General features: G+C 37.1%; 23 protein-coding genes. 14 read left to right on the top strand and 9 right to left on the bottom strand.

Going from position 1 to position 25,406, the window contains the following annotated elements; translation table 11 throughout:
• Window positions 1-2 precede the first annotated feature (2 nt).
• Window positions 3-203, top strand: coding sequence for a hypothetical protein (locus M3182_RS01290; protein WP_285866583.1), 201 nt, complete (start codon window positions 3-5; stop codon window positions 201-203).
• A 123-nt stretch (window positions 204-326) separates the two neighbouring features.
• On the opposite strand, the gene M3182_RS01285 is transcribed toward M3182_RS01290, so the two are convergent.
• Entirely contained in the window at window positions 327-1,931 is a 1,605-nt protein-coding gene (locus tag M3182_RS01285) for a phosphotransferase (RefSeq protein ID WP_251555871.1), read from the bottom strand.
• A gap of 258 nt (window positions 1,932-2,189) precedes the next feature.
• On the opposite strand from M3182_RS01285, the gene M3182_RS01280 reads away from it, so the two are divergent.
• Complete coding sequence (locus tag M3182_RS01280; RefSeq protein WP_251555868.1) at window positions 2,190-3,233, top strand: P-loop NTPase family protein; 1,044 nt, start codon at window positions 2,190-2,192, stop codon at window positions 3,231-3,233.
• 44 nt (window positions 3,234-3,277) lie between these two features.
• Here the strand turns inward: M3182_RS01280 and M3182_RS01275 are convergent, their stop codons facing one another.
• The 3 genes from M3182_RS01275 to M3182_RS01265 form a co-directional block, all read right to left on the bottom strand.
• Window positions 3,278-4,648: an aldehyde dehydrogenase gene (locus tag M3182_RS01275; RefSeq protein ID WP_251429332.1), complete on the bottom strand. Its 1,371-nt coding sequence runs from the start codon at window positions 4,646-4,648 to the stop codon at window positions 3,278-3,280.
• A gap of 235 nt (window positions 4,649-4,883) precedes the next feature.
• Complete coding sequence (locus tag M3182_RS01270) at window positions 4,884-6,083, bottom strand: iron-containing alcohol dehydrogenase (protein WP_251429335.1); 1,200 nt, start codon at window positions 6,081-6,083, stop codon at window positions 4,884-4,886.
• Between the two features lie 35 nt (window positions 6,084-6,118).
• Window positions 6,119-6,736, bottom strand: coding sequence for a TetR/AcrR family transcriptional regulator (locus M3182_RS01265; protein ID WP_251429338.1), 618 nt, complete (start codon window positions 6,734-6,736; stop codon window positions 6,119-6,121).
• Between the two features lie 163 nt (window positions 6,737-6,899).
• Here M3182_RS01265 and pdhA point away from each other — a divergent pair, with 163 nt between their 5' ends.
• The 4 genes from pdhA to M3182_RS01245 all read left to right on the top strand — a co-directional run bounded on the left by pdhA (window position 6,900) and on the right by M3182_RS01245 (window position 11,737).
• On the top strand, window positions 6,900-7,967 hold the full coding sequence (pdhA, locus tag M3182_RS01260) for a pyruvate dehydrogenase (acetyl-transferring) E1 component subunit alpha (protein ID WP_251555866.1): 1,068 nt from the start codon (window positions 6,900-6,902) through the stop codon (window positions 7,965-7,967).
• Complete coding sequence (locus M3182_RS01255) at window positions 7,964-8,944, top strand: alpha-ketoacid dehydrogenase subunit beta (RefSeq protein ID WP_251555864.1); 981 nt, start codon at window positions 7,964-7,966, stop codon at window positions 8,942-8,944. The genes pdhA and M3182_RS01255 overlap by 4 nt, the downstream gene beginning before the upstream one ends.
• Window positions 8,945-8,966: 22 nt before the next feature.
• Entirely contained in the window at window positions 8,967-10,271 is a 1,305-nt protein-coding gene (locus M3182_RS01250; RefSeq protein WP_251555861.1) for a dihydrolipoamide acetyltransferase family protein, read from the top strand.
• Window positions 10,272-10,372: 101 nt separating this feature from the next.
• Window positions 10,373-11,737 (top strand): FAD-binding oxidoreductase, encoded by a 1,365-nt coding sequence (locus M3182_RS01245; RefSeq protein ID WP_251429351.1) that lies wholly within the window; start codon window positions 10,373-10,375, stop codon window positions 11,735-11,737.
• A 513-nt stretch (window positions 11,738-12,250) separates the two neighbouring features.
• Here M3182_RS01245 and M3182_RS01240 read toward each other — a convergent pair.
• Window positions 12,251-12,916, bottom strand: a complete 666-nt coding sequence (locus tag M3182_RS01240; RefSeq protein ID WP_251555860.1) for a hypothetical protein — start codon at window positions 12,914-12,916, stop codon at window positions 12,251-12,253.
• A gap of 512 nt (window positions 12,917-13,428) precedes the next feature.
• Between M3182_RS01240 and msrA the strand changes: the two genes are divergently transcribed.
• The 7 genes from msrA to M3182_RS01205 all read left to right on the top strand — a co-directional run bounded on the left by msrA (window position 13,429) and on the right by M3182_RS01205 (window position 20,454).
• Complete coding sequence (gene msrA / locus M3182_RS01235) at window positions 13,429-14,385, top strand: peptide-methionine (S)-S-oxide reductase MsrA (protein WP_251429357.1); 957 nt, start codon at window positions 13,429-13,431, stop codon at window positions 14,383-14,385.
• A 96-nt stretch (window positions 14,386-14,481) separates the two neighbouring features.
• Window positions 14,482-14,748, top strand: a complete 267-nt coding sequence (locus M3182_RS01230) for a hypothetical protein (RefSeq protein ID WP_251555858.1) — start codon at window positions 14,482-14,484, stop codon at window positions 14,746-14,748.
• A 132-nt stretch (window positions 14,749-14,880) separates the two neighbouring features.
• Window positions 14,881-15,312, top strand: a complete 432-nt coding sequence (locus M3182_RS01225) for an SRPBCC family protein (RefSeq protein ID WP_251555856.1) — start codon at window positions 14,881-14,883, stop codon at window positions 15,310-15,312.
• Window positions 15,313-15,636 carry an ArsR/SmtB family transcription factor gene (locus tag M3182_RS01220; RefSeq protein WP_251555854.1) on the top strand — a complete coding sequence of 108 codons (324 nt, stop codon included), beginning with the start codon at window positions 15,313-15,315 and terminating at the stop codon, window positions 15,634-15,636.
• Between the two features lie 180 nt (window positions 15,637-15,816).
• Window positions 15,817-19,392 carry an AAA family ATPase gene (locus M3182_RS01215; protein WP_251555850.1) on the top strand — a complete coding sequence of 1,192 codons (3,576 nt, stop codon included), beginning with the start codon at window positions 15,817-15,819 and terminating at the stop codon, window positions 19,390-19,392.
• Window positions 19,392-19,829 (top strand): hypothetical protein, encoded by a 438-nt coding sequence (locus M3182_RS01210; protein WP_251429373.1) that lies wholly within the window; start codon window positions 19,392-19,394, stop codon window positions 19,827-19,829. Before M3182_RS01215 ends, M3182_RS01210 begins: the two co-directional genes overlap by 1 nt.
• 16 nt (window positions 19,830-19,845) lie before the next feature.
• Entirely contained in the window at window positions 19,846-20,454 is a 609-nt protein-coding gene (locus tag M3182_RS01205; protein WP_251429376.1) for a hypothetical protein, read from the top strand.
• Between the two features lie 118 nt (window positions 20,455-20,572).
• Here the strand turns inward: M3182_RS01205 and M3182_RS01200 are convergent, their stop codons facing one another.
• From M3182_RS01200 to M3182_RS01190, 3 genes are all read right to left on the bottom strand, one after another.
• Entirely contained in the window at window positions 20,573-21,952 is a 1,380-nt protein-coding gene (locus tag M3182_RS01200) for an MATE family efflux transporter (RefSeq protein ID WP_251555847.1), read from the bottom strand.
• A gap of 195 nt (window positions 21,953-22,147) precedes the next feature.
• Window positions 22,148-22,540 carry a GNAT family N-acetyltransferase gene (locus tag M3182_RS01195; RefSeq protein WP_251429382.1) on the bottom strand — a complete coding sequence of 131 codons (393 nt, stop codon included), beginning with the start codon at window positions 22,538-22,540 and terminating at the stop codon, window positions 22,148-22,150.
• A 393-nt stretch (window positions 22,541-22,933) separates the two neighbouring features.
• Window positions 22,934-23,119, bottom strand: coding sequence for a hypothetical protein (locus M3182_RS01190; protein ID WP_251429385.1), 186 nt, complete (start codon window positions 23,117-23,119; stop codon window positions 22,934-22,936).
• Between the two features lie 471 nt (window positions 23,120-23,590).
• Between M3182_RS01190 and M3182_RS01185 the strand changes: the two genes are divergently transcribed.
• Entirely contained in the window at window positions 23,591-24,004 is a 414-nt protein-coding gene (locus M3182_RS01185; RefSeq protein WP_251429388.1) for a hypothetical protein, read from the top strand.
• A 267-nt stretch (window positions 24,005-24,271) separates the two neighbouring features.
• On the opposite strand, the gene M3182_RS01180 is transcribed toward M3182_RS01185, so the two are convergent.
• Entirely contained in the window at window positions 24,272-25,405 is a 1,134-nt protein-coding gene (locus M3182_RS01180; RefSeq protein WP_251429392.1) for a S1C family serine protease, read from the bottom strand.
• Window position 25,406: the final 1 nt, after the last annotated feature.

The following is a 25,406-nucleotide window of genomic DNA, read 5'->3' as shown; positions in this document are numbered from 1 at the left end:
GAATGATCGTGGTTATTCAATCCAATATGTCGTCCAAAACAATAATTGAAATTTGGGGAATAACATTAGAAGTGTTTAAAAAGTACAATATCCCCATTTCAAGTAATGCGTTAAGTACGATGGTTGACCAAGAAACTTTACCCGAATTATTAAGGGAATTAAATAGGACCATTAGGAGTCCAAAAGAGACTCTTGAAGATTAGGTTTATAAAAAAGAAGAATAGACTGAAAATTGAATATTAATAGGGGTGAATTAAAAAAAGCCAAGAATAGAGGAAGTGGCCCTCACGTCTTTTGGCTTTTTGTTTGGTTCAAAATCTTTTATTCTAGTCTTTTTTTGCCAACCCCTCTGTAAATAAACGAAGCGGGGTTGTCAATTTCCACGATTTACTATTGAGTACATTTTGAAGTCGTTTATGAAGATATTTACTTTCTTCCTCAACGATTATAAGTCTTTGTTCCAATTGTTTAATTTTAAGCTCTTTCTTTTTTAACATGCATAATAATTCTTCTTGGTTTGCTTCTGGCAATGTTTCTTCTCCTTTACCCTCTAGATAGTTAAACACGAGCACCTCCAAATCTTCTAAAGCAGATAATAAGTCAACCGATAATTCTGTCTCAATCCCTAATCGACCGATTTTTTGAAAGTAAAATAGAATAAGTGCGTATAGAAAAAAGATTTGCTCAATTTTGGTTAAATCTTTACCAAGGTTTTGGCCCTCAAGGTAAAAGGTTTTAATCCTTGAGTAGGGAGTTCGTATGCTTGTAAAATACCGGGCGATATCAATAAAATGAGGTCCTATTGTAAAAGTGGACCAATCGAGAACCTTAGGTTGCTGATCTATTTTGCTTATCATTAAATTTTGGTAGGCGAAATCCCCATGTAATAACGAGTAATGTTTTTTTTGATCAATATGTTTATACAGTTCATTATCCATAATGATCCCTTCTAATCGTTGAATGACAAGGGATGCAGCTCTTGGATATTTTTGTTGTTTAATAATTGCTTTAAGTGAATCAAATAGTTTTTGGTTGTATTTTTGTTCATGTATTTGTGTAAAAAAATGGACAACAGAAATAGCCCGCCCCCGCTTAAATTGATAAACGTATTTCGGTTTTGGATAATGTGTGATGATTTCTTGGTATCCAATCGAACTTATTTTTTTAGAAAGTTCCACTACTTCCTCAGACAGATCGGGAGGATTTTCCACACCTTCAATCATTTCAATAGTTAAATACAAGATTCCGTCAATTTGCTGGGAATCTATAAACGATGGGGTAAAAGATTGCAAAATGGGGAACTCCTCTGTTACCTCTTTGTAAAATAGTTCTTCCCGACCGGCACCAGTAATTTTATTCGTGAAATGGGCAATCTTTGTAAAGTATTTTTTGCCTTCATAAGTATGAATAAACCCACCTAAATTGTTCTTTCCATCCACAAAAATATATTCTGTTTGGACTTTCGAACTGTCCTCGGCAAACCCACTTTGAATCTTATTTATTAATTCACTGATTGAGAGTTGATGTTTCTTTTGCAATCCGATTTGGAACGCCGCTTTCGCCTTTTTTCGATTAAGCAAGAAGGAATATGTCCTTCCTAAACGAAAATGGTAATCTGGTTGATTGGGGTTCAACCTAACAAGCGTTTTTGCTATGTTTTTAGCGGCTACCCAATCTCCTAAAGTATCGTATAAATTATGATATTCTACTAAAATAGTTTCGCTTTGTGGATACTGTTCTTTTCCTTGTTGCAAGATACGTATGGCTTTGGATGGTTGGCCACAAAATCTTAAACATTTTGCATAAGCGACAAAGATATTTTCTTCGGCAATTCCCATCATTTCTTCGAAATATCGTTGGTAATGATCTATTGCTTTCTTCCACTTTTGCTCACGCTGAAATTGTTTTGCAAGTAATAAATTCGAATTCAAAATGTTCACTTCCTTATCATTCTAAATTTAGCAGTGATTTATAATATCTGTCAATTAGATATAATATTTCTATTTTAGGGTAATTTTGGCGATTTTGTGGAAAAGAATGGAAGGTGCCAGGCACCATCCATTAAATGGATGTTGTTTTTTTGTTTAAAGAGATATTTATATATTGAGTAAAAAAAATTACGTTAAAAAGTAATTAATTATTTCGTTATAGCGTAAAATATATTACATTTAGAAGTAAGGAGGGATATAATGGAAAACTTAAGATTAAATGTTCCATTGCTACGTAGGAAAGTTCCTAATTTAACTTCTGCAGCACGTTCAGTTGGTTTGCGTCCAGCAACAGTTTCGAATCTTTGTACAGGCAAAATATCTGTTGGACGTTCAGAAGTAAGGACATTGGTTGCATTAGCATCACTGGCACAATGTACTCTGGATGAATTGATAATAAGAGGGGAGACGGTTAAAATGATTGAATCAGGGATTAAAACGTTTGATTTGTTCGCACCCATTGCAAAAGGAGGAACAGTTGGTTTAGTCGCTCGACCAGGTATGGGGCAGTTAGTTGTCTTAGCTGAGTTATTCCATCGATTACAAAAGGAAGGCTACAAAACCATTTTGTTAAATCCCAAAGATAACTATCCTCAACTAAGTGATGTTGAAAGTGAAGTAGAAATAATTGTTAGCTCTATTGCTGAGACGTTTGAAAAAATGAAAGCGATTGGTGTGAACCATGATGTATTATTTGCTGCAGACCGTTCCCATGTACTCACTGGTGAAATCTATGAATTACAACGAAATTTAGAGCAAGAAAACATCCAATCCGTTACAACATTCTTGCTGGATTTAAAAGGTTTATCAGTTGATGAAGAATTACCTTATGGACCACTTGAAACGTTATGGCAATTTGACGCTGACCTAGCTGCGCGTCATCGATATCCTGCCGTAAACCCAATTTACTCCACATCATCCATCACAGAGAGCACCCACATAGATCAAACACACCAATCCATTTATAAAAGGGCTCAAAAGTATCTGAGACGTTATCGCGAAATTCGGTCATTAGTCAATGTTAAAGGAATTGCGGGAATACCTTCATCTGAAACGGAGGTATATCATCGAGGCGAACGCCTTGAAGCGTATCTTACACAACCGTTTTACGTTGCAGAAGAATTCACTGGCCAAAAAGGGGAATATGTTAGTCTAGAAGTCACCTTAAAGGATGTTAGGAAAATTCTTGATGGTGGAATGGACGCTGAACCAGTTGAGGACTTACAATTTATCGGAAAACTTTAATGAAAAATAGCCAAAAAATGGATGGTGAACCATCCATTTTTGGGCTATTTGATGAACTTTTTGACCTTTTTCAATCCGTCTTTTACATTTGGGTACCGGAAAGGTAAGTCGAAACGAGTTGATTGTTTTAAAATACTTTTTTCATGTGAAAAAGTATCAAAGCTTCCTTTACCGTGATAAGCCCCGATGCCACTGGATCCAACCCCACCAAATGGAAGATGAGGGGAACCAAGATGGTAAACCGTATCATTAATACATCCTCCACCAAATGCAATAGACTCTAAAACACGCTCCTGAACATTATCGCTTTCAGTAAATAGATATAGAGCTAACGGTTTAGGGTGATGGTCAATCCCACTAATTACTTCATCTAATTGACTGTATTCCATTACAGGGAGGATAGGTCCAAATATCTCATCCTGCATGATTGGGTCTTCCCAGTTAATATTTAATAGAACAGTTGGTTCGATCATTAAGTTATCGCTGTTATAGTTTCCCCCTATCGTTAGTTCCCCGTTGTCGAGAAAAGAACGAAGTCTCTCAAAGTGCTTTACACTCACAATTCGCGTAAATTCGGGATTTTTAAGGGGGTTGTTTCCATATAATTCTATAATCGCTTCACGAAAAAGCGTAATAAATTCCTGTTTGATCTCTTTATGAAGATACAAATAATCAGGCGCAACACATGTTTGTCCTGCGTTTACATATTTCCCCCAAGCAATTCGTTTGGCTGCTAACTTGAGGTTGGCATCATGGTGAACGATACAGGGGCTTTTGCCTCCTAACTCTAAAGTGACAGGTATTAAATTTTTGGCCGCTGCCTCCATAATGATTCTTCCGACCGGTACACTCCCAGTAAAAAAGATATAATCGAATTTTTCGGCCAGCAAAGCTTGGCTAGTTTCGACCCCCCCTTGAACAACTGCAATATACTCTTCAGGAAAAATGTCAGACATCATTCGCGCAAATAAAGCTGAAGTTGTGGGTGTTAATTCGGAAGGTTTGATCACCGCACAATTACCTGCCGCAATCGCGCCAATCAGCGGGGCAACTGCCAATTGAAAAGGATAATTCCATGGAGCAATAATGAGCGCAGCTCCATATGGCTCAGGATAAATATAGCTTGTAGATCCTATGTGCGTAATCGGTGTTTTAACTTTGTGAGGTTTTGCCCAAGATTGTAAGTGTTTAATTGTAAATTTGATTTCCTCTAAAACAATCATAATTTCTGTGGTATAGGAATCAAATTCCGATTTATTGAGATCCGCCTTTAGCGCGTCCATTAATGGTTGTTCATTTTGTTTAACAGATTCTTGTAATGCTTTTAAGGCGTCTAACCGAAACTTGATATCCTTTGTTTTATCGGAATGGAAGAATAATTTTTGCTTTTCAAGTAGTGAGCTGTAGTTTTCCATCTCCAGCCTCCATTTTCATCAACTTATTTTTACCTCATACTATATTTTAACCCTATTGTTTGATGCTCAGCTAAGCTCTTCTCTCAAAGTTCGATTTTATAAAAATAAATGATTTAGCTATAATTCCATCCCGAAGTCCGTTTAGAAGAGGAGAAAAGAATTTACAAACTAAATAGTAACGTAGAGAAAAGGATATTTTACTTTAAAATTAGCCTCAGGATTTTAACAACAATCCTTACAAAAACAGCCTTTGATATAGAATAGTCAAGTCATTCTTGCCTAGAATTTTCGGCACAGGATAAAGAGGATTTGCTTCTTTAAGTGCTCTTTCTACTAATATTGGTAAATCATCATCTTGGATACCATCCAACTTTTTCGGGATTCCCATATTGTCGTTTAATTTACGGATTTCGTCAATAAACATGTTTGCCTTGCTTTCGATTGTGTCGGCCTCTGCGCCAATTCCTACTAAATCGGCAAGTTCAGCTAATGGTTTATATACACTTTCCCCGTAATACTCAAGAACATACGGGAGGATAACAGCATTTGCTAATCCGTGTGGAATAGAATAAAAACCACCAAGTGTATGAGCAATTGCATGGACATACCCAACATAGGCACGAGTAAAGGCAATACCAGCAAAATAAGCTGCTTTTTGCATGTTCGTTCTGGCAATTAAATTAGATCCGTTCTCAAATGCAGCATATAAGTTTTCAAAAATTAACTTTACGGCTTCTTGGCTACACTGAATCGTTTCTGACGTGTTACTTTTTCCAATATATGCTTCGATTGCATGTGTTAAAGCATCCATCCCTGTTTGAGCAGTAATAGACGGTGGTAGTTTTATCGTTAGTAAAGGGTCAAGTACAGCATAATGAGGAATAAGTGACATATCACTAATAGGATATTTTTCATTTGTTTGGGGATTGGATATGACTGCAGCTACCGTTGCTTCACTCCCAGTACCTGCAGTGGTTGGAATCGCAAACAAGGTAGGAATACTTTTTCGAACCTTTAACAAGCCTTTCATCTCTTGAATGCTCTTATTCGGGCGAGCGATACGAGCACCTACCCCTTTGGCACAATCGATGGAAGAGCCGCCCCCAAAAGCAATAATGGCTTCACAGTTATTTCTATAATAAAGCTTAACTGCATCTTCAATGTTTTTTATTGTTGGATTGGGGATGGTTTGATCATAGATGGTGTAAGCAACACCTATATTTGTTAACTGATGGACCATATTCTCCATCAGGCCTAATGACAGAATTCCTCTATCAGTAACAATCAAAACATGCTTAATATGCAGATCTTTGATTAAAGAAGGAATTTGTTCCACAGAGTTTGCGCCTTCAATTAGTGCTGGTTTCCGCCAAGGGAGAATAGGGGAAATAATTTTGAGTGACTTTTGATACATCCTACAATAGGTTTTATACATTTGAATCCTCACTTTCGTAAAAAATTTGCAAAACCTCATTTATATAACCCGTTCACGTACATCTTTGCTAGATTTTCAGATATTGTTTCAACCTCTTTATTTGTCGACCTTAAAGCAATTTTCCACATATATTTTTCACCAGTAAAAAACAACATTCCTGCAATAATTTCTGAGTCGATAGCTTCTTCTCTTGTAAGTCCCCTTACCTTTGCTAACTCAATATTTTCAGCAATCTTCGAAATGTAATTGTTCACGAAGGTACTCCATTTTTGATTGATTATATGCGAGAGACCAATTGCTTCATGAAAGACTTTTAAAATTTGCTGGTGTTCCAAAGCGAGATCTAGAAAACTCTTAATATTATTTCTTGTAAAAGTGAGTGATTCTTCTTTCGAGGTGACGACAAAGTTCATATCTGCTATTAGATAAAATCTATCGAGAATTTCATCCATGATGTTCAGGAAAATCTCATCCTTTCCACCGGGAAAATGAGTATAGACTGTACCATAAGCTGTTTCAGCGGTTTTCGATATCAAGCTAATCGTTGTGTCCTTAAAACCATGTTCAACAAAAAGGAGTTTAGCTGATTGAATAATTTTTTGCTTTGAATTTTCTCCACGTAATTTTCGTTTATCCATTTGTTGGTGGTTCATATGAATCTCCTTATAGTTATTTAAAAAATTCTATTTTTAGTTTGAAAAGTCTAAATTTTCGTGAAATAAATTGACTAAATGATAACATGCACACTATACTAAAATCAAAAGATTTTGACATTATATCAACTTCTTTTAGTTTTAAGAGAATGGGGGATTTTTTATGTGGATTGAACCTAATGAAAGAATCGTCAACCAAGTTCAGATTCTAGATGAATCAGGATCAATAATCGGTACAAACCCTGATATTCCGGATGAGGATTTAATTGCACTTTATAAATGGATGGTTCAAGCAAGAACATTTGACCAACGAGCACTAAAGCTGCAACGCCAGGGGAGAATTGGTACATATGCACCGATGATTGGCCAAGAAGCCGCTCAGATTGGAAGTGCATACGCCTTAGAAAAGCGGGACTGGATTTATCCAAGTTACCGTGAAGTAGCTGCTTCATTGGTTCACGGTGTTTCAATGTCTAACTTTTTCCTCTACACAATGGGCAATTTGCAAGGAGGCTCTTCAGCCAGTGTAACCAATGTGTTCCCGGTCCAAATCATCATCGGGGCGCAATGTCTTCATGCTGTGGGTGGGGCTTGGGCTTCTAAATACAATAGTGAGAACAGTGTGAGTGTTGCTTACATAGGGGATGGTGGAACTTCTCAAGGTGATTTTCATGAAGCATTAAACTTTGCAGGCGTTTATAAACTACCTGTTGTTTTCTTTGTACAGAACAATCAGTGGGCAATTAGTGTACCGCGTTCGAAACAAACAGCCAGTGATACAATTGCCCAAAAAGCAGCTGCATATGGCATATCCGGTATTCAGGTGGATGGGAATGATGTTCTTGCTGTTTACTCGACGATGAAAGAAGCTTTAGAGCGTGCTCGAGAGGGAAAGCCAGTTTTAATCGAAGCAGTGACATACAGACAAGGACCACATACAACTGCCGATGATCCGACTAAATATCGCCAAAATGAAGAGGTAGAAGCATGGCTCGATAAAGATCCACTAAAGCGAATGAAAGCCTTTCTACTAGATCGTAATTTGTGGAATGAAGAACTGGATCAACAAGAATTCGAGATTGCCAATGAGAAAGTTTCTAAAGCATTTGAGAAAGCAAGTAGTAGTCCAACTAGTAAAACAAGTGAAGTATTCGATCTCGTTTATGAACAAAAGCCAAAACAACTCATCGAACAGCAAAACTCGATTGTGACTGAGGGGGCATTAAAATGACGAAAATGACGATGATTGAAGCAATCAATTTTACTTTACAAAAAGAGATGGAACGTGACAATCGAGTGATTTGTTTAGGGGAAGATATCGGCAAAAATGGTGGGGTATTCCGAGCAACGGATGGTTTGCAAGCATTATTTGGAGAAAAACGAGTTGTGGATACGCCAATTGCAGAGTCAGCGATTGTTGGAACCGCTGTAGGCATGGCTGCAAGAGGATTACGTCCAGTTGCAGAAATTCAATTTCTAGGTTTTATATATGAAGCGATGGATCAAATGGCGGCCCAAGCTTCTAGGATTCGTTTCCGTTCGGCAGGAACTCTAACTGCTCCAATGGTTGTTCGATCTCCTTTCGGTGGTGGTGTCAGAACGCCAGAGTTGCATTCTGATAGTTTAGAAGGTTTGTTTTTACACTCCCCAGGAATGAAAGTGGTTATGCCAAGCTCGCCATACGATGCTAAGGGACTGCTAGCCGCATCGATTAGGGACAACGATCCAGTTTTATTTCTGGAACCAATGAAATTATATCGGGCTTTTAAAGAAGAAGTACCGGAAGAGGATTACCTTCTTGAGATAGGCAAGGCCAATGTATTAAAAGAAGGGGAAGATTTGACAGTCATCACGTATGGACCAACTGTGCCACTTGTGAAAACCGTTGTCGAACAATTTGAAAAACAAGAAGGGCTATCGATTGAAATAATCGATTTGCGTACGATCGCACCATTGGACGAAGACACTATTATTGCTTCAGTTCAAAAAACCGGCCGTGCAGTCATCGTTCACGAAGCAGTAAAAACAGGAGGACCTGGAGCAGAAATTTCGGCACTAATTAACGAGAAAGCCTTGTTTCATCTTTCGGCGCCAATCATACGCGTTACAGGCTTTGATACACCTTATCCGGTACCGTCTGTGGAAGACGATTGGTTGCCAAATGCAGCAAGAATTAGCCAAGGAATTCACGAAGTATTATCGCACTAAATTTCAAAAGGAGTTGCAGGAAATGGCATATGAATTTAAACTCCCTGATATAGGAGAAGGTTTACACGAGGCCCAGGTTTTAACATGGTTCATTAAGGAAGGGGACTATGTAAAGGAAAATGATAATATAGTCGAGGTACAAACGGATAAAGCCGTAGTTGAAATTTCTTCTCCTGTCACCGGAAAAGTTCAATCTTTAGGGGCCGCAGAGGGAGATGTAGTAAAAGTAGGGAAAACATTAATAACTATAGTTGAAGATTATGAACAACGAAATCGTAATCAATCACAACCAGACAAACACCCTCAAACACCTCAACCAGAATCCATACCCAACATGGAGTCATCGAATCAAAAACAACTTACCATTCAATCTGACCAAGGGTCTTCGTATCGACCATTAAAGAAACGGGTTATTGCCGCACCATCTGTCCGAAAACTTGCTAGGGAGTTAGGAATCGATATTACGAAAGTAACTCCGACTGGAAAAGCTGGCAAAGTAACCGAAGAAGATGTTCGCCAATATCATCATCAATCTGAAAAAGAGATTGCTGCGACAATCGTTCCAGAATTAGCCCATATAACGGAAGTTCCGAAACAAACGTTTGAAACAACTGCAAACGATCAACAACATCAGGTTGAACCTATCCAAGGTATAAGAAAAGTCATCTACAATAATATGATAAAGTCAAAATCAACAGCAATCCATTGTACAGGTATGGACGAAGTAGTTATAACAAAATTGGTAGAAATGAAGAAGCAGCTTCAACCTCATGCGGAATCACGCGGAGCGAAACTTACCTATTTACCATTCTTAATCAAAGCACTTACTAAAGCATTAAAACAATATCCAATTTTTAACTCAACAGTCGATGATGTGAACATGCAAATTATTTACAAGAAGGAAATTCATATTGGAATCGCGACTGCTACAAAGGAAGGGTTAATTGTCCCAGTTATTAAGAATGCAGATCAAAAAACGGTATTAGAGATTGCGATAGAAATTCAGGATTTAACGATAAGGGCCCGTGAGCGAAAGCTAAAACCTGCTGAAATGTCTGGTAGTACGTTTACAATTTCTAACACAGGGGCAAACGGAGGGTGGTTTGCAACTCCGATTATCAATTACCCTGAGGTAGCAATCCTAGGTGTGCATAGTATTAAAAAGCGACCGATTGTAGTAGATGACGAAATTGTTATTGGTCATGTAATGGGAACATCCTTAACATTCGACCATCGGATCATTGATGGTGAACCTGCCAATGCTTTTATGGCGATGGTGCATTCTTATATCGAAAATCCTGAAAGGCTGATTTTAGAAAGTTCCTAATATGAAATTCCTCAAGCTTCATTTGTTAAGTGCAGAAGCGAATTGCATACGGGTTACTAGCCACAGTAAGGACCTATACTAGTCAAGATGGAGGTTTGTAAATGACTGTGATGTATGATCAAATATTGAACATCATCCAAGACGCAGACAGAATCTCCCGTAATGAAACGATTCTTGAACAACATAGCAAGGGTATGACCTATCATCAACCGCAAAAACCGGAAATTGTCGTCTACCCAAAATCAAAAGAAGAAATATCGACTCTCCTCCTTTATGCAAATGAACGGAAGATTCCTGTTACGCCGTTTGGTGTAGGTAGTAGCCTTGAAGGTCAAATTATCCCTAGTCAAGGAGGAATCAGTTTAGACTTGACGCTGATGAATAAAATACTAGAAGTTCGCCCTGATGATTTTTACGTAAAAGTTCAACCAGGTGTTACCAGAAGTCAATTAAACAAAGAATTAAAAAAATATGGCTTATTTTTCCCTGTGGATCCTGGAGCTGACGCGTCGATTGGTGGAATGGTATCAACAAATGCGAGTGGTACAAACAGTGTGAAATATGGAACGATGAAAGATCAAGTATTAGGGCTTGAGGTAGTATTGGCCGAAGGGCGCATAATTCGTTCAGGTGGGGTGGTTGTAAAATCTTCTGCCGGATATAATCTTACCTCGCTATTTGTGGGTTCGGAAGGTACATTAGGAGTTTTTACTGAAATCACGCTACGTCTACGAGGAATTCCCGAAGCTACAGTGGTAGCGAGAGCCACTTTTCCAAGTGTTGAAGCAGCAGGAAGTGCCGCAGCTTTCATGTTAAAAGCTGGAATTGAACTTGGAAAAGTAGAATTAGTAGACGAAGCAACGATCAAGGCTGTTAATGCTTATAAAGGAACAACATATCAAGAGGTTCCCACATTGTTTCTAGAATTGAGTGGGAATCAGCTTGCGGTAAATCAAGGTGTAGAACTTGCCTCTGAAGTAGCGAAAGAAGAAGGTTGCTTAGTATTTGAATTCGAACAAGATACGCTTGCACGTGCCCAACTTTGGGAAGCGAGACATCAAGTTGCTTTTGCCATCCAGGCAGCAAACCCTGGGAAAGGATTATTATCAACGGATGTATGTGTTCCAATTTCAGAGCTACCGAATGCAATTAAAGAAACAAGAAGGCTCGTTGAATTTCATGGTGTGGATGCAGCTATTTTTGGACATGTTGGCGACGGAAACTACCATGCGGTTTTATCCATCGATGCCAATGATTTGGCTAGTATTAAAAAGGTGGAGGCAATTAACCAGCAAATTGTCGAATATGCCCTTGAAAAAGGCGGGACTTGTACGGGAGAACACGGAATAGGAATTGGAAAGAAACAGTTTTTACGGATAGAACATGGAGAAAGTGTTGAACTGATGCAGGAAATTAAAAACATCATTGACAAGAAAGGAATCCTAAATCCAGGGAAAGTATTTTAAAACCATTATGCAGGTCGCCCCTTGTTTTAAAAGGGGCTTTTTTGCACTGGAAAGGATAAATCTTAATCAAATTCAACCTCTTCAAAAGAATTAGTGTGCGTTTTCCTATGCTTCTAATCTTTATAAAAACAATGATTTTCAGTTATGATTCTAGAACTTTTCAGGGCATCCAATTGGGGATTGAATAGTTATTAGAAATTAGTAAATTGCTGTCTTTTCCGAAGGCTCTTTTCTGAAACATTGTTGCTTTTTAAAGGAATATAGAATGATTTAACTATGATTCCATTCCAAATTCGTTTTTAAGAGGAGAAAAGAGCTTACAAAATAAGTAGTAGCGCAGAGAAAGGCTTATTTCTCGTTAAAGTGGGCTTTAGGATTTTAACAACAAACTTTACGAAAACAGCCTTTCCGCAAGAGATATCATCATGTGAAGGATACTGTGGAATGGAGTTATGCGGCAAGAGATGATTTAGCTAATTTAACTTTTTTCTTGTTTACTTATAGTCTGCAGTACTAAAAACAAATTCCGTCAATTTTATCACAATCAATCGTAAATAGATTGTCATTATTTGAAAAATGAACGAGCTGATTCTGTTGGTCATATTTCAGAAAAGTTGTAACAAATAATTCAGTGCCTTCAGTAATAATAGATTTAACAGGCGAATGAATACTGAGACTTTTAAAAACCTTTGCTAACCCCTTAGTTTCTGAAGTGTTTTTTTCCTCCGTGGATGTAAAAGAAACAGTTGATTCTATTGTCCCATCTTCAACTTGCACGGCACCGTTAGATGAAGCGCGATCGGTTGCTTGATTATGTTGTACTTTTGAATAAAAATAATCTTGGGACATGTTATTAGTTCTTAGATTTTGGATGGAAGAATCAAGTGAGTGATTTCTCATTTGTAAGGTCACATTTTCAGAAACAAATTTTGAATTTGTTTCTGTAAACTCGATTTCAGAGTTAGATGTATTGTAGCTTTCGATAGTTATAACGGGGGCATTAATATCTTCCTCATTATTTTGAAGCTTAGCTTCTTCTATTGCTGTGTTTTTACCATATACCCAGGTTATTTTCGTGGGAAATGTTTCATGAGGTTGCTGAAAGATGGATTCTTGGTTAACATCGGCTACATAAAGATTAGGGGCTTTGTTTCGGGAAAAATAGGGAGATGGTACCAAAGGGATTTTCCCTCCTTATTTTATTCTTTTGATAGACTTATCCCTAAAAATTGGTCATTGTCATTTTTAGTCAGTTAAAAACAGGAACAATTTTTTAAAAGGGCGTTAATAATTCACTTTATGCACAAAGAAAAAGACTGTGTTTAAACCAAGTTTTTAATTGTTGATTATGAAGGAACAGTAAATATGTTCTGGTAAAGTATTTAGATAGACTGTTTCGTAAAATCCGAATGCCGATATTTACGCAATAGTAGCTATTTAGAGTATGTTTAAATTAAGTCTATAAGTTCTTTTCTCTTTAATGAACTATTTTTGAGTATAATCTAAATCACTAGGCCATTTTTAGGTTCAATAAAAACAAAGTTTGAGGACAGAGCTTTAGATAAGGGGAATATTCGCTGGCATAATAGTTGCGCAAAAGAATGGAAACGTGTAGCCTTAATAATTAATAACTCTTCCACAGGTTAAACCCTGAGTATGGAAGGCAAGTTTTGATCATAGGGGTGACATTTATGTCTGATAAATTGGAAAAAGCTACCTTTGCAGGTGGGTGCTTTTGGTGCATGGTACAACCGTTTGATGAACAACCTGGAATTAAGGAAATCGTTTCTGGTTATACAGGGGGGCACAAAGAAAACCCTACATATGAAGAAGTCTGTTCTGACACAACAGGACATTATGAAGCGGTTCAAATTACTTTTGATCCTGAAGTTTTTCCATATAAAAAATTGTTAGAGTTATTTTGGCAACAAATTGATCCAACGGATGCGGGTGGACAATTCAATGACCGCGGCTTATCGTACCGGACAGCCATTTTTTTTCATAATGAAGAACAACAGAAATTAGCCGAAGCTTCAAAGGCAGAAGTGGCTGCAAGTGGTCGATTCAAAAAGCCAATTGTCACGGAAATTATACCGGCGACACCTTTTTACCGTGCTGAAGAAAAGCATCAAGATTATTATAAAAAGAATGCATTTCACTATAACTTATATAAAGAAGGCTCTGGTCGAGCAAGGTTTATTCGGGAAAATTGGAAAAAAACGAAATCCGATGAAGAATTGAGAAATGAACTAACACCAATTCAATATGAAGTTACTCGTAATAATGCAACCGAGCCACCATTTCAGAATGAATTTTGGGATCATACTGAGGAAGGAATCTATATTGACATTATCTCAGGTGAACCGTTATTCAGCTCCAGAGATAAGTATGATGCTGGTTGTGGCTGGCCAAGTTTTACGAAGCCAATTAGAAGAACGGAGATAGAGGAAAAACTTGATACTTCGTATGGTATGAGAAGGATTGAAGTTCGTGGAAAAACCGGCGATACACATCTAGGGCATGTATTTGATGATGGGCCCGGACCAGATGGAGCTAGATACTGTATCAATTCTGCTGCGTTGAGATTTATTCCAAAAGAAAAATTAGAAGAAGAAGGATATGGAGCATATTTAGCCTTGTTTCAGTAAAAAAATGTAAGGTGCCAGGCACCATCCAGAAATTGGATGGCGACCGGCACCTTTTTGTTGGAAAAATAAAGGTAAATTCTAAATGAGGTGGTCCAGTTGCAAACCGTTAATGGAACGATTTTGTCCGGTCAATTTGATGAGACTGAAAATGTATTTACATTAGAAAGTATTAAAAGCTTCTATACAGTAACGACATTAAATGAAAAACAAATACAAAATCTATCGAGTTACTTAGAAAAGCATCAAGCGGACGATGGCCAAGTAGTTTCACTATTTGATCAATTACTAATACGCCTATCAAAAGAGGAAGTGAAATCTTTGTTGAATGACTTAACACAAATTGAATCTTTGTATCATGACTAGGTGGTTATTTCCAGGTGCCAGGCACCATCCAGTAAATTGGTAGAAAGGGGTTGACCTATAACCTAAAGGTGTTATATTATTCGATATGTAACCTTTAGGTGTTATAATTTTGAAAACTGAGGAGAAAAACAAATGACAGATAAACATTCAAATATTGTAGCAAAGATTGAACAAACGATTACTATTAATGCTGCGATTCAAAAGGTATGGGAAGTGGTTTCGACCGCAGAAGGAATTGAAGCATGGTTTATGCCAAATAATTTTGAACCGAAACTTGGATTTGAATTTGAATTGCAATCACCGTTTGGACCGTCTCCATGTAAGGTGTTGGAACTGGACGCGCCACATCTCCTATCATTTTCATGGGATACAGAAGGGTGGAAAGTTTCGTTTAAATTGAAAGAATTAGATGGGAAAACAGAATTCACACTTATTCATGATGGGTGGAAGCATCCTGACGAAATTGTTGGAAAAGCAGGAGAGACAAGCTCAGTGATCAGAGAGCGAATGAACCAGGGTTGGTCCGGAATTGTTCAAAAACTGAAAAAAGTAGTCGAACAATAAGTGTCAGCTGCTAAGCAGGATGTCTTTCAAGCAATTGCAGACCCAACGCGCCGGAAAGTATTAGAAATGCTAGCAAAAGAAGAACTCCCTATTACAAAAATCAAAGAAAACTTTTCGGTAAGCAGAACAGCAATTGTGAAACATCTCCACATTCTAACGGAAGCCAACCTCGTTCGTTCTCGCAAGGTAGGAAGGGAAAAGCTTTATGTGTTACACCCAGGCCCATTAGTGGAAGTGAGAGACTGGCTAAATTATTATGAACAGTTCTGGAACAATAAGTTATCGATGCTAAAACACCTTGTAGAAGATGATGACCAAAGTTAAGCTTTATTGACAATTTAAAAGAGTAAAACAAGTAAGAAACTCAAAAGGAAAAGGCCGGCATAATGTGTCGGCCTTTTCCTTTTGGTTTAAAAATGGTTTTAGGGACTATCCTATTTGTATACGTATCCTAGCCTTTATAAAGAATAGTAAAAGATTGAAAAAAAATTAAGGGAGTCTACTATGTCATTTGAAAGATGGAGCCGAATTATTTTACCAGAAATCCAGTTAGTTGATTATATTAAACAGCATGGATTTAGAAAAAAATCCGATAAAATCGGAAATCAGATAAGCAGTATCCAAAAAGGTTTTGTAACGAATCGAGGAACCACTACCCCAATATCAACGAAACATTCTAGTCCGATATCGGGTAGTGCTGTAAAAGAAGTAATGTCAGATTCGAAAAAAGGATTTCAACATTTACGTACAACAGAAAACGTACATAACTTGGATGAAGTGTTTGAACGTATTAATCAAGGGTTAGCTCAATCGATTTATGACCAAACGGCTTTTCTTAATAACCTAACAACAGCTTTTAAAAAAGCGTTCCTTACACGACGAAAAGGAATTGTCCAACATACAATCTTAATGGCAGGGCCCGAGGGTACAGGGAAAATGCTAGCACTTTCCTTGTTAATTGAAAAACTTTATCAACAACGCCTGATTCCTTATCGAAAAGTAATGGAAATTGATCTCTCCTCCTATAGTGAAAAGGAAGTTAACACAAACTTTATATCAGATGTGGCAGCAGCATTTGAATATGGTATAGGAACAGTTTGCTTTAAAGGAGCTAGTAAAGCTCATTCTGACATTCTCCGATATGTGGCCAGTTTGGTGACGAAAGGTTATTTTCGTACCGAGGCAGGCATTACAGTTGAAGCAGCTGATTATTTTATTGTCTTTTCTATCGAAGATACTGTGAACAACGAACCTGATGCTCTAACAAAGCTTCCTGAAAAACTTCAAAACTCAATAAAAACAGTTTTAATCACACAACCGCTATCAATGGAGGCGCTTGAACAATTAGCAAAGCAACTATTAGCGAAAGTGAATCAACATCTTCAAAATAATGCATTAATATCGTTTACTTACGATGATAAAGTCATTGCATTTTTAGCTCAACAAGCGATACAATCTCAACAATTTGGTACGTCTCTTCACCTCTGGATTGAGGAAAAGCTTAGTAACGGATTGATTGATTTACGAGCTAGAAATTTTATAAAACAAAATGAACAGATGGCTCTCTATAAAGAGGGTAACGAATTATTTGTTAAACAGAATGGTAAATCCCTTCCTGTTTTGTCAATTGTTCCAGATAAGGGGGAAAATATCGAACAAATTATGAAAGAATTAGACAATCTTATTGGGTTAGGGAACGTAAAGGGATTTGTGAAAGAATTAATGAACACAGTAGAAATTCAGAGTAGACGAAAACAATCAGGACAAGAAGATATTCCTTTAACACTTCATATGATTTTTTCAGGCAATCCTGGAACTGGAAAAACAACAGTTGCCCGTATGGTTGGAAAACTATTGAAGTCAATGGGTATTCTCTCTAAAGGACAACTTATTGAAACAGCAAGGCAGGACTTAGTAGGTGAATACTTGGGGTCTACTGCACCGAAAACGAATCAAAAGATTCAAGAAGCAATCGGTGGTGTCTTGTTTATCGATGAAGCTTATACTTTATCTAGGGACAAAAATGATCCCTTTGGACAAGAAGCCATCGATACCTTGGTAAAAGGAATGGAAGATTACCGTGAAGACTTAGTAGTAATCTTAGCCGGTTATACAAATGAAATGGGAAATTTTCTAAGTACAAATCCAGGGCTTCCATCAAGATTTCCCTTTCAGGTTGAATTTCTAGATTATAAACCAGAAGAAATGGTCAAAATGGCACACATGATGGCCAATCAAAGAGGATATCAAATTGATGAGATTGCTAACAGTGAATTGGTTGGGTTATTTGCAAAAAAACAAATTCCCGGGAGAAACGATAGTGGCAATGGTAGATTGGTGCGTAATCTCCTTGAAGAAGCAATTCGAAAACAAGCTGCTAGGATAGTTGAATTAGGAGAGGAACAAGCAGATTTGAATCTCCTTATGAAAGAGGATTTTGGAATTATTGAGGAACAGCCATTTAATCTTGAAGAGAATCTAGATGAAATCATTGGGTTAGAACATGTAAAGACTTTTTTACGTACATTAGAAAAACAAATATTGGTGAATAAACGAAGAAAAGAAGCGGGTATTACAGTCAAAACAGACCAGACCCTAAATATGATTTTCTACGGGAACCCTGGTACAGGCAAAACGACAATTGCACGTTGTGTGTCTTTGATGTTAAAAAATTTAGATGTATTAAAAAAAGGGCATCTGGTCGAAGTAGGACGAACGGAATTAGTATCAGGATATGTAGGTCAAACGGCTGAAAAAACGAAAGAAGTGGTTGAGTCAGCCTTAGGTGGAGTTCTTTTTATTGATGAAGCCTATGCATTAGTTGATAAAAGCAATGGAGGTGTAGGTGAGGAAGCCATCAATGAACTGGTTCGACTAATTGAAATTCATCGAGAGAACCTAATTGTTATACTTGCCGGTTATACCGAGGAAATGAAAGATTTTTTCAGAGTAAACCCTGGATTAGCATCCCGATTTCCTTTACAGCTCGAGTTTCCTGATTATACAGCGGATGAGATGGTGCAAATGACAAACTTAATGGTTCAAGCACGTGGATTTTATCTTGATGAGGGAGTCCACAAGCCATTGAAGGTATGGTATGAAAATAAACAGATTGCCGGAAAAAAGGATATTGGGAATGGACGGCTTGTTCGAAATACGATTGAAAAGGCGATTCGAACTCAAGCCGTTCGAATTGCGGATGAAATAGAGTTACCGAATGAAGAGTTAACTTTATTAACGAAATATGACTTCGGATTACATAAACAAGAAGTGGAACAACTAGCGCTTGATGAATTAGAAAAAATCGTAGGTCTTGAAGAGGTAAAGAATTTTGTTAAGAGTTTATCAGCACAAATTGAAATGAATGCCCGACGAAAAGCGTTAGGCCTGCCTGATATGGCTAGCCAGAGCTTGCATATGGTGTTTAAGGGGAACCCAGGAACTGGAAAAACCACCATTGCTCGAATTGTGGCTAAACGCTTGAAAGAACTTGGAGTTGTAAAAACGGATAACGTGGTCGAAACAGATCGCTCTGGTCTCGTCGCAGGGTATGTTGGCCAAACCGCTCTAAAAACAAAAGAGGTGATTGATCGTGCTTTAGGAGGTGTTTTGTTTATTGATGAAGCTTACAGTCTTTCAAGTGATTCTTTCGGTAAAGAAGCCATCGATACACTTGTGAAAGCAATGGAAGATTATCAGAATGAACTAGTAGTGATTGTGGCTGGATATGAGGATGAAATGGAACAGTTTTTAAATGTTAATCCTGGTTTAAGATCGCGTTTTCCCAATATTATTACGTTTAAAGATTATCGTCCTTCCGAGTTATTAAAAATTAGTAGGTTAATTCTTCAAGGGAAAGGCTACAAAGCTTCAAAGCATGCTGAAGAAAAAATGCTAATGATTTTTAAAACTTATGAAGGTCGCACAGATAGCGGCAATGGTCGGCTTGTCCGAAACATTTGTGAACAAGCGATACGAAATCATGCGATGCGGTTTTCAGGAGATTTAAATGCTAGTGTTGAGCAGTTAACGACAATAGAAGTAGTTGACCTTCCAATTGAAAAAGGAGGAAAACAATAATGATGAAACGTTTGTTAAGCCTTATTATTATTGTTTTCTTTCTTCCTTGGTTTTTAATGATGTATTTAATATTAATATTTAGTCCATTAATGGCAGTATCGGATATTTTTGCAGTCATTAATTATGAAGCACCAAAAGATAATCTTTACTTTGTCATGCTATTTCTAATAAGTTTCACACTATGGCTATCACTACGAGTACCTTCCTTTCGTAAAATTTATACAAGGTATCCATTTTTATGGCCGTTTTCACAAATGCTCTTTATTAGTCTAGTGGGTCTTGCATTCGGCTTGTTTTTTATGAATTTGTGGGCAGAAGATGAAATTTTATCAAAACCATTTGCTATCCTGTTAGCTTTTATTAGTTTCTTCCTGGTACGTGCGTTCATGTCTTATTGGTTTAAAAAATATCCCATTAGCATCAAAATGTTTAAATGAATGGGGGAGGGTAGTCTTGAAAAGGCAGAAGAAAGATCCAAAGCAAATGTTTGGAGAAAATCAAGAACATGCTCAACTAAATTCGAACGAAGAAATATCTGAGGAACGTGTAAATCAAGAAGAACTGTTTCATGGGGAAAAGAAATTTCGTTCTGGACTCGGTATATTATCCATTCTGTTTTTCTTTCTCATGTTCACACTCGAGTCAACAATTCCCGAAGAGGTTGCAGTAAATGAAGTGAAAAATCGAATCAGTGCAGAAATTCCATCTGGCTACACATTGGATACAAATACAAATATTCAAATTGATTCACGAGACTTTGAGGTGTCCGGATTTGATGGAGATGGTACAGCACGGATGTTGATTTGGGATTATATAGGTGATAGCAATAATGAAATTCAGATCTTAGTCGACGGGCAAGTTGTAAGAGAAAATCATATGCTCAACAGTAATGTTGCCGCCTATTCAGTCCCGGTCCCAAGTGTTGTAACAATTCGAGGTGTGAATAACAATGCGGGAACTCCAATCACTTATGCGGTAAAGTTTCCAGACCGAAAACAAACTTTATTTAATATCGTCACTGTAAATGGAGCTAATCAATACACACTTATCCCACGATTATAATCAAAACACAATTTTGCAATAAAGTGAAAATGGAACATCCTTTTTGAAAATTGTTATCTTTACCCGAAAAACTTATAAAAAAACGGAACTCATTAAGGAGTGGGTTCCGTTTTTTTCTTTATGAGGTTTTTTCGATTGTAGTCGGATCCTTCTTAACCATCTGACGTTGAACAATTCTTAACCGTATTAAGAATCCAATTGCCGCAAAAGTGAGCCCTAAAGAAATTCCGACCCAAAAACCAATAGGACCTAAATCTGTAAAAGCGGCAAGTGAATAACCGACAGGGATTCCAATGATCCAGTAGGCTATAAAAGTAATAAAGAAAGGAAGTTTCACATCTTTATAGCCTCGTAAAACCCCTTGTAATCCTGCCTGTGCTGCGTCCGATAATTGATAAATAATGGCGACTAAGAAAATTTGACTTGCCAATAAGACAACTTCACGGTCTTGTGTATAAAGGTAAGCAATAGGTTCGCGTAAGTAGTAAAGCAAAACTGCTCCGATTGCTAAAAAAGCGATACCACTTAAAACGCCCATTGTACTATATTGTTTTGCGGCTTGAAATTTCTTCCCGCCGACAGAGAAACCAACCACGATCGTCAGCGCCATTGAGAGGCTTAAAGGAATCATAAACATTAGCGACGTAAAACTTAGAACAATTTGATTTGCAGCTATAGTAATGGTTGAGAACATCGTCCCAATTAGAAGTGTTACAACAGAAAAGATACTAGCCTCAAAAAAAATAGATAAACCGATCGGTATCCCTATCGCAAGTTGGTCTTTCCAAGCGGTCCATGAAGGTTTCACCCATTTTACAAAAAGACGGTACTCTTTAACACTTCCGAGTCGAAAAGTCATCGTTATACTACACAATAGGATAATCCAGTATGTTATCGCTGTTGCATACCCAGCACCGATTCCACCTAGACTTGGCAATCCGAAGTTTCCGAAGATAAGTCCATAGTTTAATAGCACATTAAAAGGGACAGCTAAAACGGTTATGAACATTGTAATTCGTGTATAACCTTGCCCGTCATAAAAGTTCCGCAAAACATTTGACAAAAACAATGGAATGATTCCAAAAGATAAGCCAACAAGATAGTGAAAGGAAATATGGTGTACTTCTGGATCTAAATTCATATAAGTTAAAATTGGATTTAGAAATAAACTTCCTACAAAGACAACGATAAGTGAAAGAATAACAGCTAAATACATAGCCTGGGTGACCGAATAATGTATTTTAGATTGCTGCTTATTTCCTAAATACTGGGCTACAATGGGGGTTATAGCTAACAGAATGCCATTAATACCAGTAAAAACAGGCATCCATAGGCTAGAACCCATCGCTACACCTGCTAAGTCATTTGTTCCGACTCGCCCAGACATCATAGTATCAACCAGATTCATCATATACAAACTTATTTGTGTCACCATAATTGGCCAGAAGATGGAGAGGAACAACTTCACTTTTTTCTTGAAAGTTTCAGCATGATACATCGATTGCTCCTCCTATTCGTATGAATCATAATACATGTATAATTAAAAAATACCAACAAGATATTTTACCAAATTGACAACATTATTTCAAACGAATAAAGTTGTGCAGCATTGTTAATAGATGATTGATTCAAGTATAAAAAGAAGACAACCGAAGACCAAAAGTCTTCGATTGCCTTCTCAAAACAAAACGGTTTAAACCGAAAGAGGATGTTTTTTTTGTGTCTGAGGGGTTATGGAGTCTTTTAATTCTAATTTTTCGATAAATGGAGCAGTTGTTTCGTTTGCGGTAAACGTTTTATCGGGGAATAATTCTAATACTTTATTGACCATAAGTGACCCAAAACCCTTATCTCGATGGGATGGATTTACAGATAAATGTTGTAGTTCAATCTGATGATCGTCTAACATGACTCCTATCACTCCAATAAACCCTTCTTCTTCTTTCCAAAGGTATAATTGACGATTTGCTAGTGTTTCGTATTCATTTATCGTCTGTAACAGCTTTTGAAGATCCTTTTCATCTGGATTAAAAGATAAAAGCCCCATAGCGATTTTTTCATGACTTTTATTATATCGAATCAACATCGATTTACCCTCCCCAGCCCTTTTTGATTCAGGGCAAATGAACCTTTGTTCTAGCTTGACTTTTTTTCTGTAAGTGATCAATGATCCACACCGTTAATTACATTATGACAATAATCCTTACATATGCGCATAATTATCTTTTCCGCTTCGCTTGGACTATATTTTAGTAGACAATATGTTTTTATGCAACCGTAGAATTCTGATTGCATGAATCGCGTATTTAAATCTTCTTTTTATAATATGTATTTTACCCTTGTGCCCACCCTAATTTAGTTTTGTACGGGCAATTTAATTGTGTTAGTTAAATTGCTGAGGTGAAATTCAAAGTCTTTCGCCTTTAAGCGTATCAAAATAAAAAATAGGGGTGTTTACATCACCCCCAGAACATTCTGTTTAAGAGCGTTTTATAGTTGTAGAGGAGAAATTTTTAATCATTTGTTGAAGGTTCTTTTGTCCTTCTCTTAAACGAATAGTCTCATCAATAATTTGTTGAAACCCTGCTAATTCTCGGTCAGATGCGTTCAATATCGATTTAGGAATACCTTCGACGATTTGTTGTAGGGTTAAATCCGTTGCCATGATTGTAACCACCTTTCCAATTTTCGTTCGACTATATACTATTTTTTTGATTTACTGTTATTTTTCCTGCAAATAGGATTGAAAACTTGTCAACAAATCACAACATTTTTATTGAAGATTAGAAAAAATGATGGTTATTTTTGCAAATTACGACGGGAAATGGACATAATACTTTTTTTTAAAAAAGATTTTCTATTTTTATTCCGCCTTACCTGCAGTAAGACTCCTACTTTAAGACTTGAGGAAGACCAAAAAAGGATAAGTGGAGATCAACTTAAAGTCAAAAGCCCGATTGGTAATATTAATTTTCTTAGGGCTTTAGCCCCTTAGAACCATCAATCAGATTATCTGTGACTAACAATCAGTGGGGGGTGAAGAAAACCCCCACTGATTGAAGTTTCACTTTATCACATAAGGATAAACATAAAGGAAAGTACACAACATAGAAAAGAAACGAAAGAAGGAGGTAAAATGAAAAAAGTAACGGTGAGTTTGGTGCTCTTGGTTATTAGTTTTATGTCTTTGGTTGTTGATGCTGAGGAGTTTAATAGGGACGACCTTGAAAAAGTTACGATTAGCATGCTACAGCCAAAAGTTGTTGCAGCTCTCAAGGAGCATTATGGAGGTTTTACTCAATTTAAAGATTTAGAACTTGTAGAAGTTGTACCAAGACAAGTACCTGCGGATTTAAAAGATGATAGTTCGTTTAAAGCTTCAGGGTCCGTGTATGATTTGACCGTGGAACTAACAGCTATCTTTGGGGAAGCACAGGAAGATGTTACGATTATATTGAGTAATGAATTTTCAAATGGAGAGTTTGATGTCGTTTCCTTTCAAGCAAACAAGAAGTTGAAAGGAGAGCCAATAGCTCTCCTTTTTCAATGAACTACCGGAAAGTACTTACGAATACTCTTGGTTATGCAAATGTTGGCATTCTAAGCAGATGTTGAAGTTTGTACAACAAGCTTTTTAATGTGAATGCACCTCGAAACAGTTTGAAAAACAGATCTGGGAATAAACGAAAAAGAATATTCAAAGTACATCCCTCCGTAGTAAATGTAGTGTTTAATGATAACACTACGCTTACTATCTCCTTAATATTGGGTTTTAACCGAGATGACAAAAGAAAATAATTGCATTTATTCCCATAAGTTAGTTTGCAGCTTGACCTTTACCAGAGAGTATTTTTAATTGGTCATTTTCATAACCTAGTGTATAAGTTACTTCATAATTAACTTTTACCTTAGATTTCTTTTCTCTTTCTTCAGCAACAATCTTAGCTACAGCTGTTATCTGATTAGTATCTTCTTTAGTTATTTTTACGTCTTCAAGATAGACAGTTTCTGTATTTAAATAACCTTTTCGAAAGTCATTATAGCTCGTATTGGATTGCCACTCGCTCCCAAATAATGAGTATGCTGTCACATAATCGCCGAGTTGAATGCTTTCGTAAAAATAAGTAATGATGTACTGGGCGTAGTCTTCAACTGTTTCATTTCCACCTGTGACCGATTGTTCAACCTGGGAATTTAAGTAAGGAAGAGATTTCATTGGTGTTTCCGACCACGCTTCGATCAAGGGAAGGACATCTCGAATAGGAATGCTAAAGCCAATCATTCCTTGATTGGATACAGCAGAATTGATACCAATGACTTCTCCTGTTTTGCGGTCAATTAATGGGCCGCCACTATTTCCCGGAGCAATTGGTGCTGAGATTTGATAAACGTCTTCATACTTAAAATTGTCTATATTTAAGTCTCGATCGAGGCCGCTTATAATTCCTGTGGTAACTGTGTTTTGAAACCCTAACGGACTTCCTAAAGCAAGTACTTCATCTCCGATTTCTGCTTTTCGTATACGGGCAATACTTAATGGTTCCACCTCTTCAAGACCTTTTACTCGAACAACGGCCACGTCTACTTCCGTACTCATTCCAATGACCTGACCGGTATATTCTTTTGAATCTGTTGTTTTAACTTTTACTTCTTTAGCATTGGCCACAACATGGGCATTGGTAATGATATCGCCTTTTTGATTATATAAAAAACCTGAACCTAGTGATCCATCTTCTAATTCCAACTTCATAACTAGTTTTTGGGTGTCATGGATAACTTCTTTTAAATCCTTTGGGGAAGGGTTTGGTTTATCTGTTTCGGTTAATTGTGCAACTAAATTTGAAGAAGCAGTCACTTGATTCGGTATATCCTCTTTTAAATGGGAGAAGAGAAAAATCCCAGCAACCCAAATGAACAGGGTAACAAAAATACTAGCCATCCATTTTATCATC

The organism is Mesobacillus maritimus (assembly GCF_023715205.1).
GTDB classification, from domain to species: domain Bacteria; phylum Bacillota; class Bacilli; order Bacillales; family Cytobacillaceae; genus Mesobacillus_B; species Mesobacillus_B maritimus_C.
This window is presented reverse-complemented; position numbering and strand designations above follow the sequence as displayed.

What these genes read in the sequence shown, in the direction of transcription:
- M3182_RS01290 (WP_285866583.1), top strand. Translation starts at nt 3, where the DNA reads ATGATCGTGGTTATTCAATCCAATATGTCGTCCAAAACAATAATTGAA.
- M3182_RS01280 (WP_251555868.1), top strand. Translation starts at nt 2,190, where the DNA reads ATGGAAAACTTAAGATTAAATGTTCCATTGCTACGTAGGAAAGTTCCT.
- M3182_RS01275 (WP_251429332.1), bottom strand. Translation starts at nt 4,648, where the DNA reads ATGGAAAACTACAGCTCACTACTTGAAAAGCAAAAATTATTCTTCCAT.
- M3182_RS01270 (WP_251429335.1), bottom strand. Translation starts at nt 6,083, where the DNA reads ATGTATAAAACCTATTGTAGGATGTATCAAAAGTCACTCAAAATTATT.
- M3182_RS01265 (WP_251429338.1), bottom strand. Translation starts at nt 6,736, where the DNA reads ATGAACCACCAACAAATGGATAAACGAAAATTACGTGGAGAAAATTCA.
- pdhA (WP_251555866.1), top strand. Translation starts at nt 6,900, where the DNA reads ATGTGGATTGAACCTAATGAAAGAATCGTCAACCAAGTTCAGATTCTA.
- M3182_RS01255 (WP_251555864.1), top strand. Translation starts at nt 7,964, where the DNA reads ATGACGAAAATGACGATGATTGAAGCAATCAATTTTACTTTACAAAAA.
- M3182_RS01250 (WP_251555861.1), top strand. Translation starts at nt 8,967, where the DNA reads ATGGCATATGAATTTAAACTCCCTGATATAGGAGAAGGTTTACACGAG.
- M3182_RS01245 (WP_251429351.1), top strand. Translation starts at nt 10,373, where the DNA reads ATGACTGTGATGTATGATCAAATATTGAACATCATCCAAGACGCAGAC.
- msrA (WP_251429357.1), top strand. Translation starts at nt 13,429, where the DNA reads ATGTCTGATAAATTGGAAAAAGCTACCTTTGCAGGTGGGTGCTTTTGG.
- M3182_RS01225 (WP_251555856.1), top strand. Translation starts at nt 14,881, where the DNA reads ATGACAGATAAACATTCAAATATTGTAGCAAAGATTGAACAAACGATT.
- M3182_RS01215 (WP_251555850.1), top strand. Translation starts at nt 15,817, where the DNA reads ATGTCATTTGAAAGATGGAGCCGAATTATTTTACCAGAAATCCAGTTA.
- M3182_RS01210 (WP_251429373.1), top strand. Translation starts at nt 19,392, where the DNA reads ATGATGAAACGTTTGTTAAGCCTTATTATTATTGTTTTCTTTCTTCCT.
- M3182_RS01200 (WP_251555847.1), bottom strand. Translation starts at nt 21,952, where the DNA reads ATGTATCATGCTGAAACTTTCAAGAAAAAAGTGAAGTTGTTCCTCTCC.
- M3182_RS01195 (WP_251429382.1), bottom strand. Translation starts at nt 22,540, where the DNA reads ATGTTGATTCGATATAATAAAAGTCATGAAAAAATCGCTATGGGGCTT.
- M3182_RS01190 (WP_251429385.1), bottom strand. Translation starts at nt 23,119, where the DNA reads ATGGCAACGGATTTAACCCTACAACAAATCGTCGAAGGTATTCCTAAA.
- M3182_RS01185 (WP_251429388.1), top strand. Translation starts at nt 23,591, where the DNA reads ATGAAAAAAGTAACGGTGAGTTTGGTGCTCTTGGTTATTAGTTTTATG.
- M3182_RS01180 (WP_251429392.1), bottom strand. Translation starts at nt 25,405, where the DNA reads ATGATAAAATGGATGGCTAGTATTTTTGTTACCCTGTTCATTTGGGTT.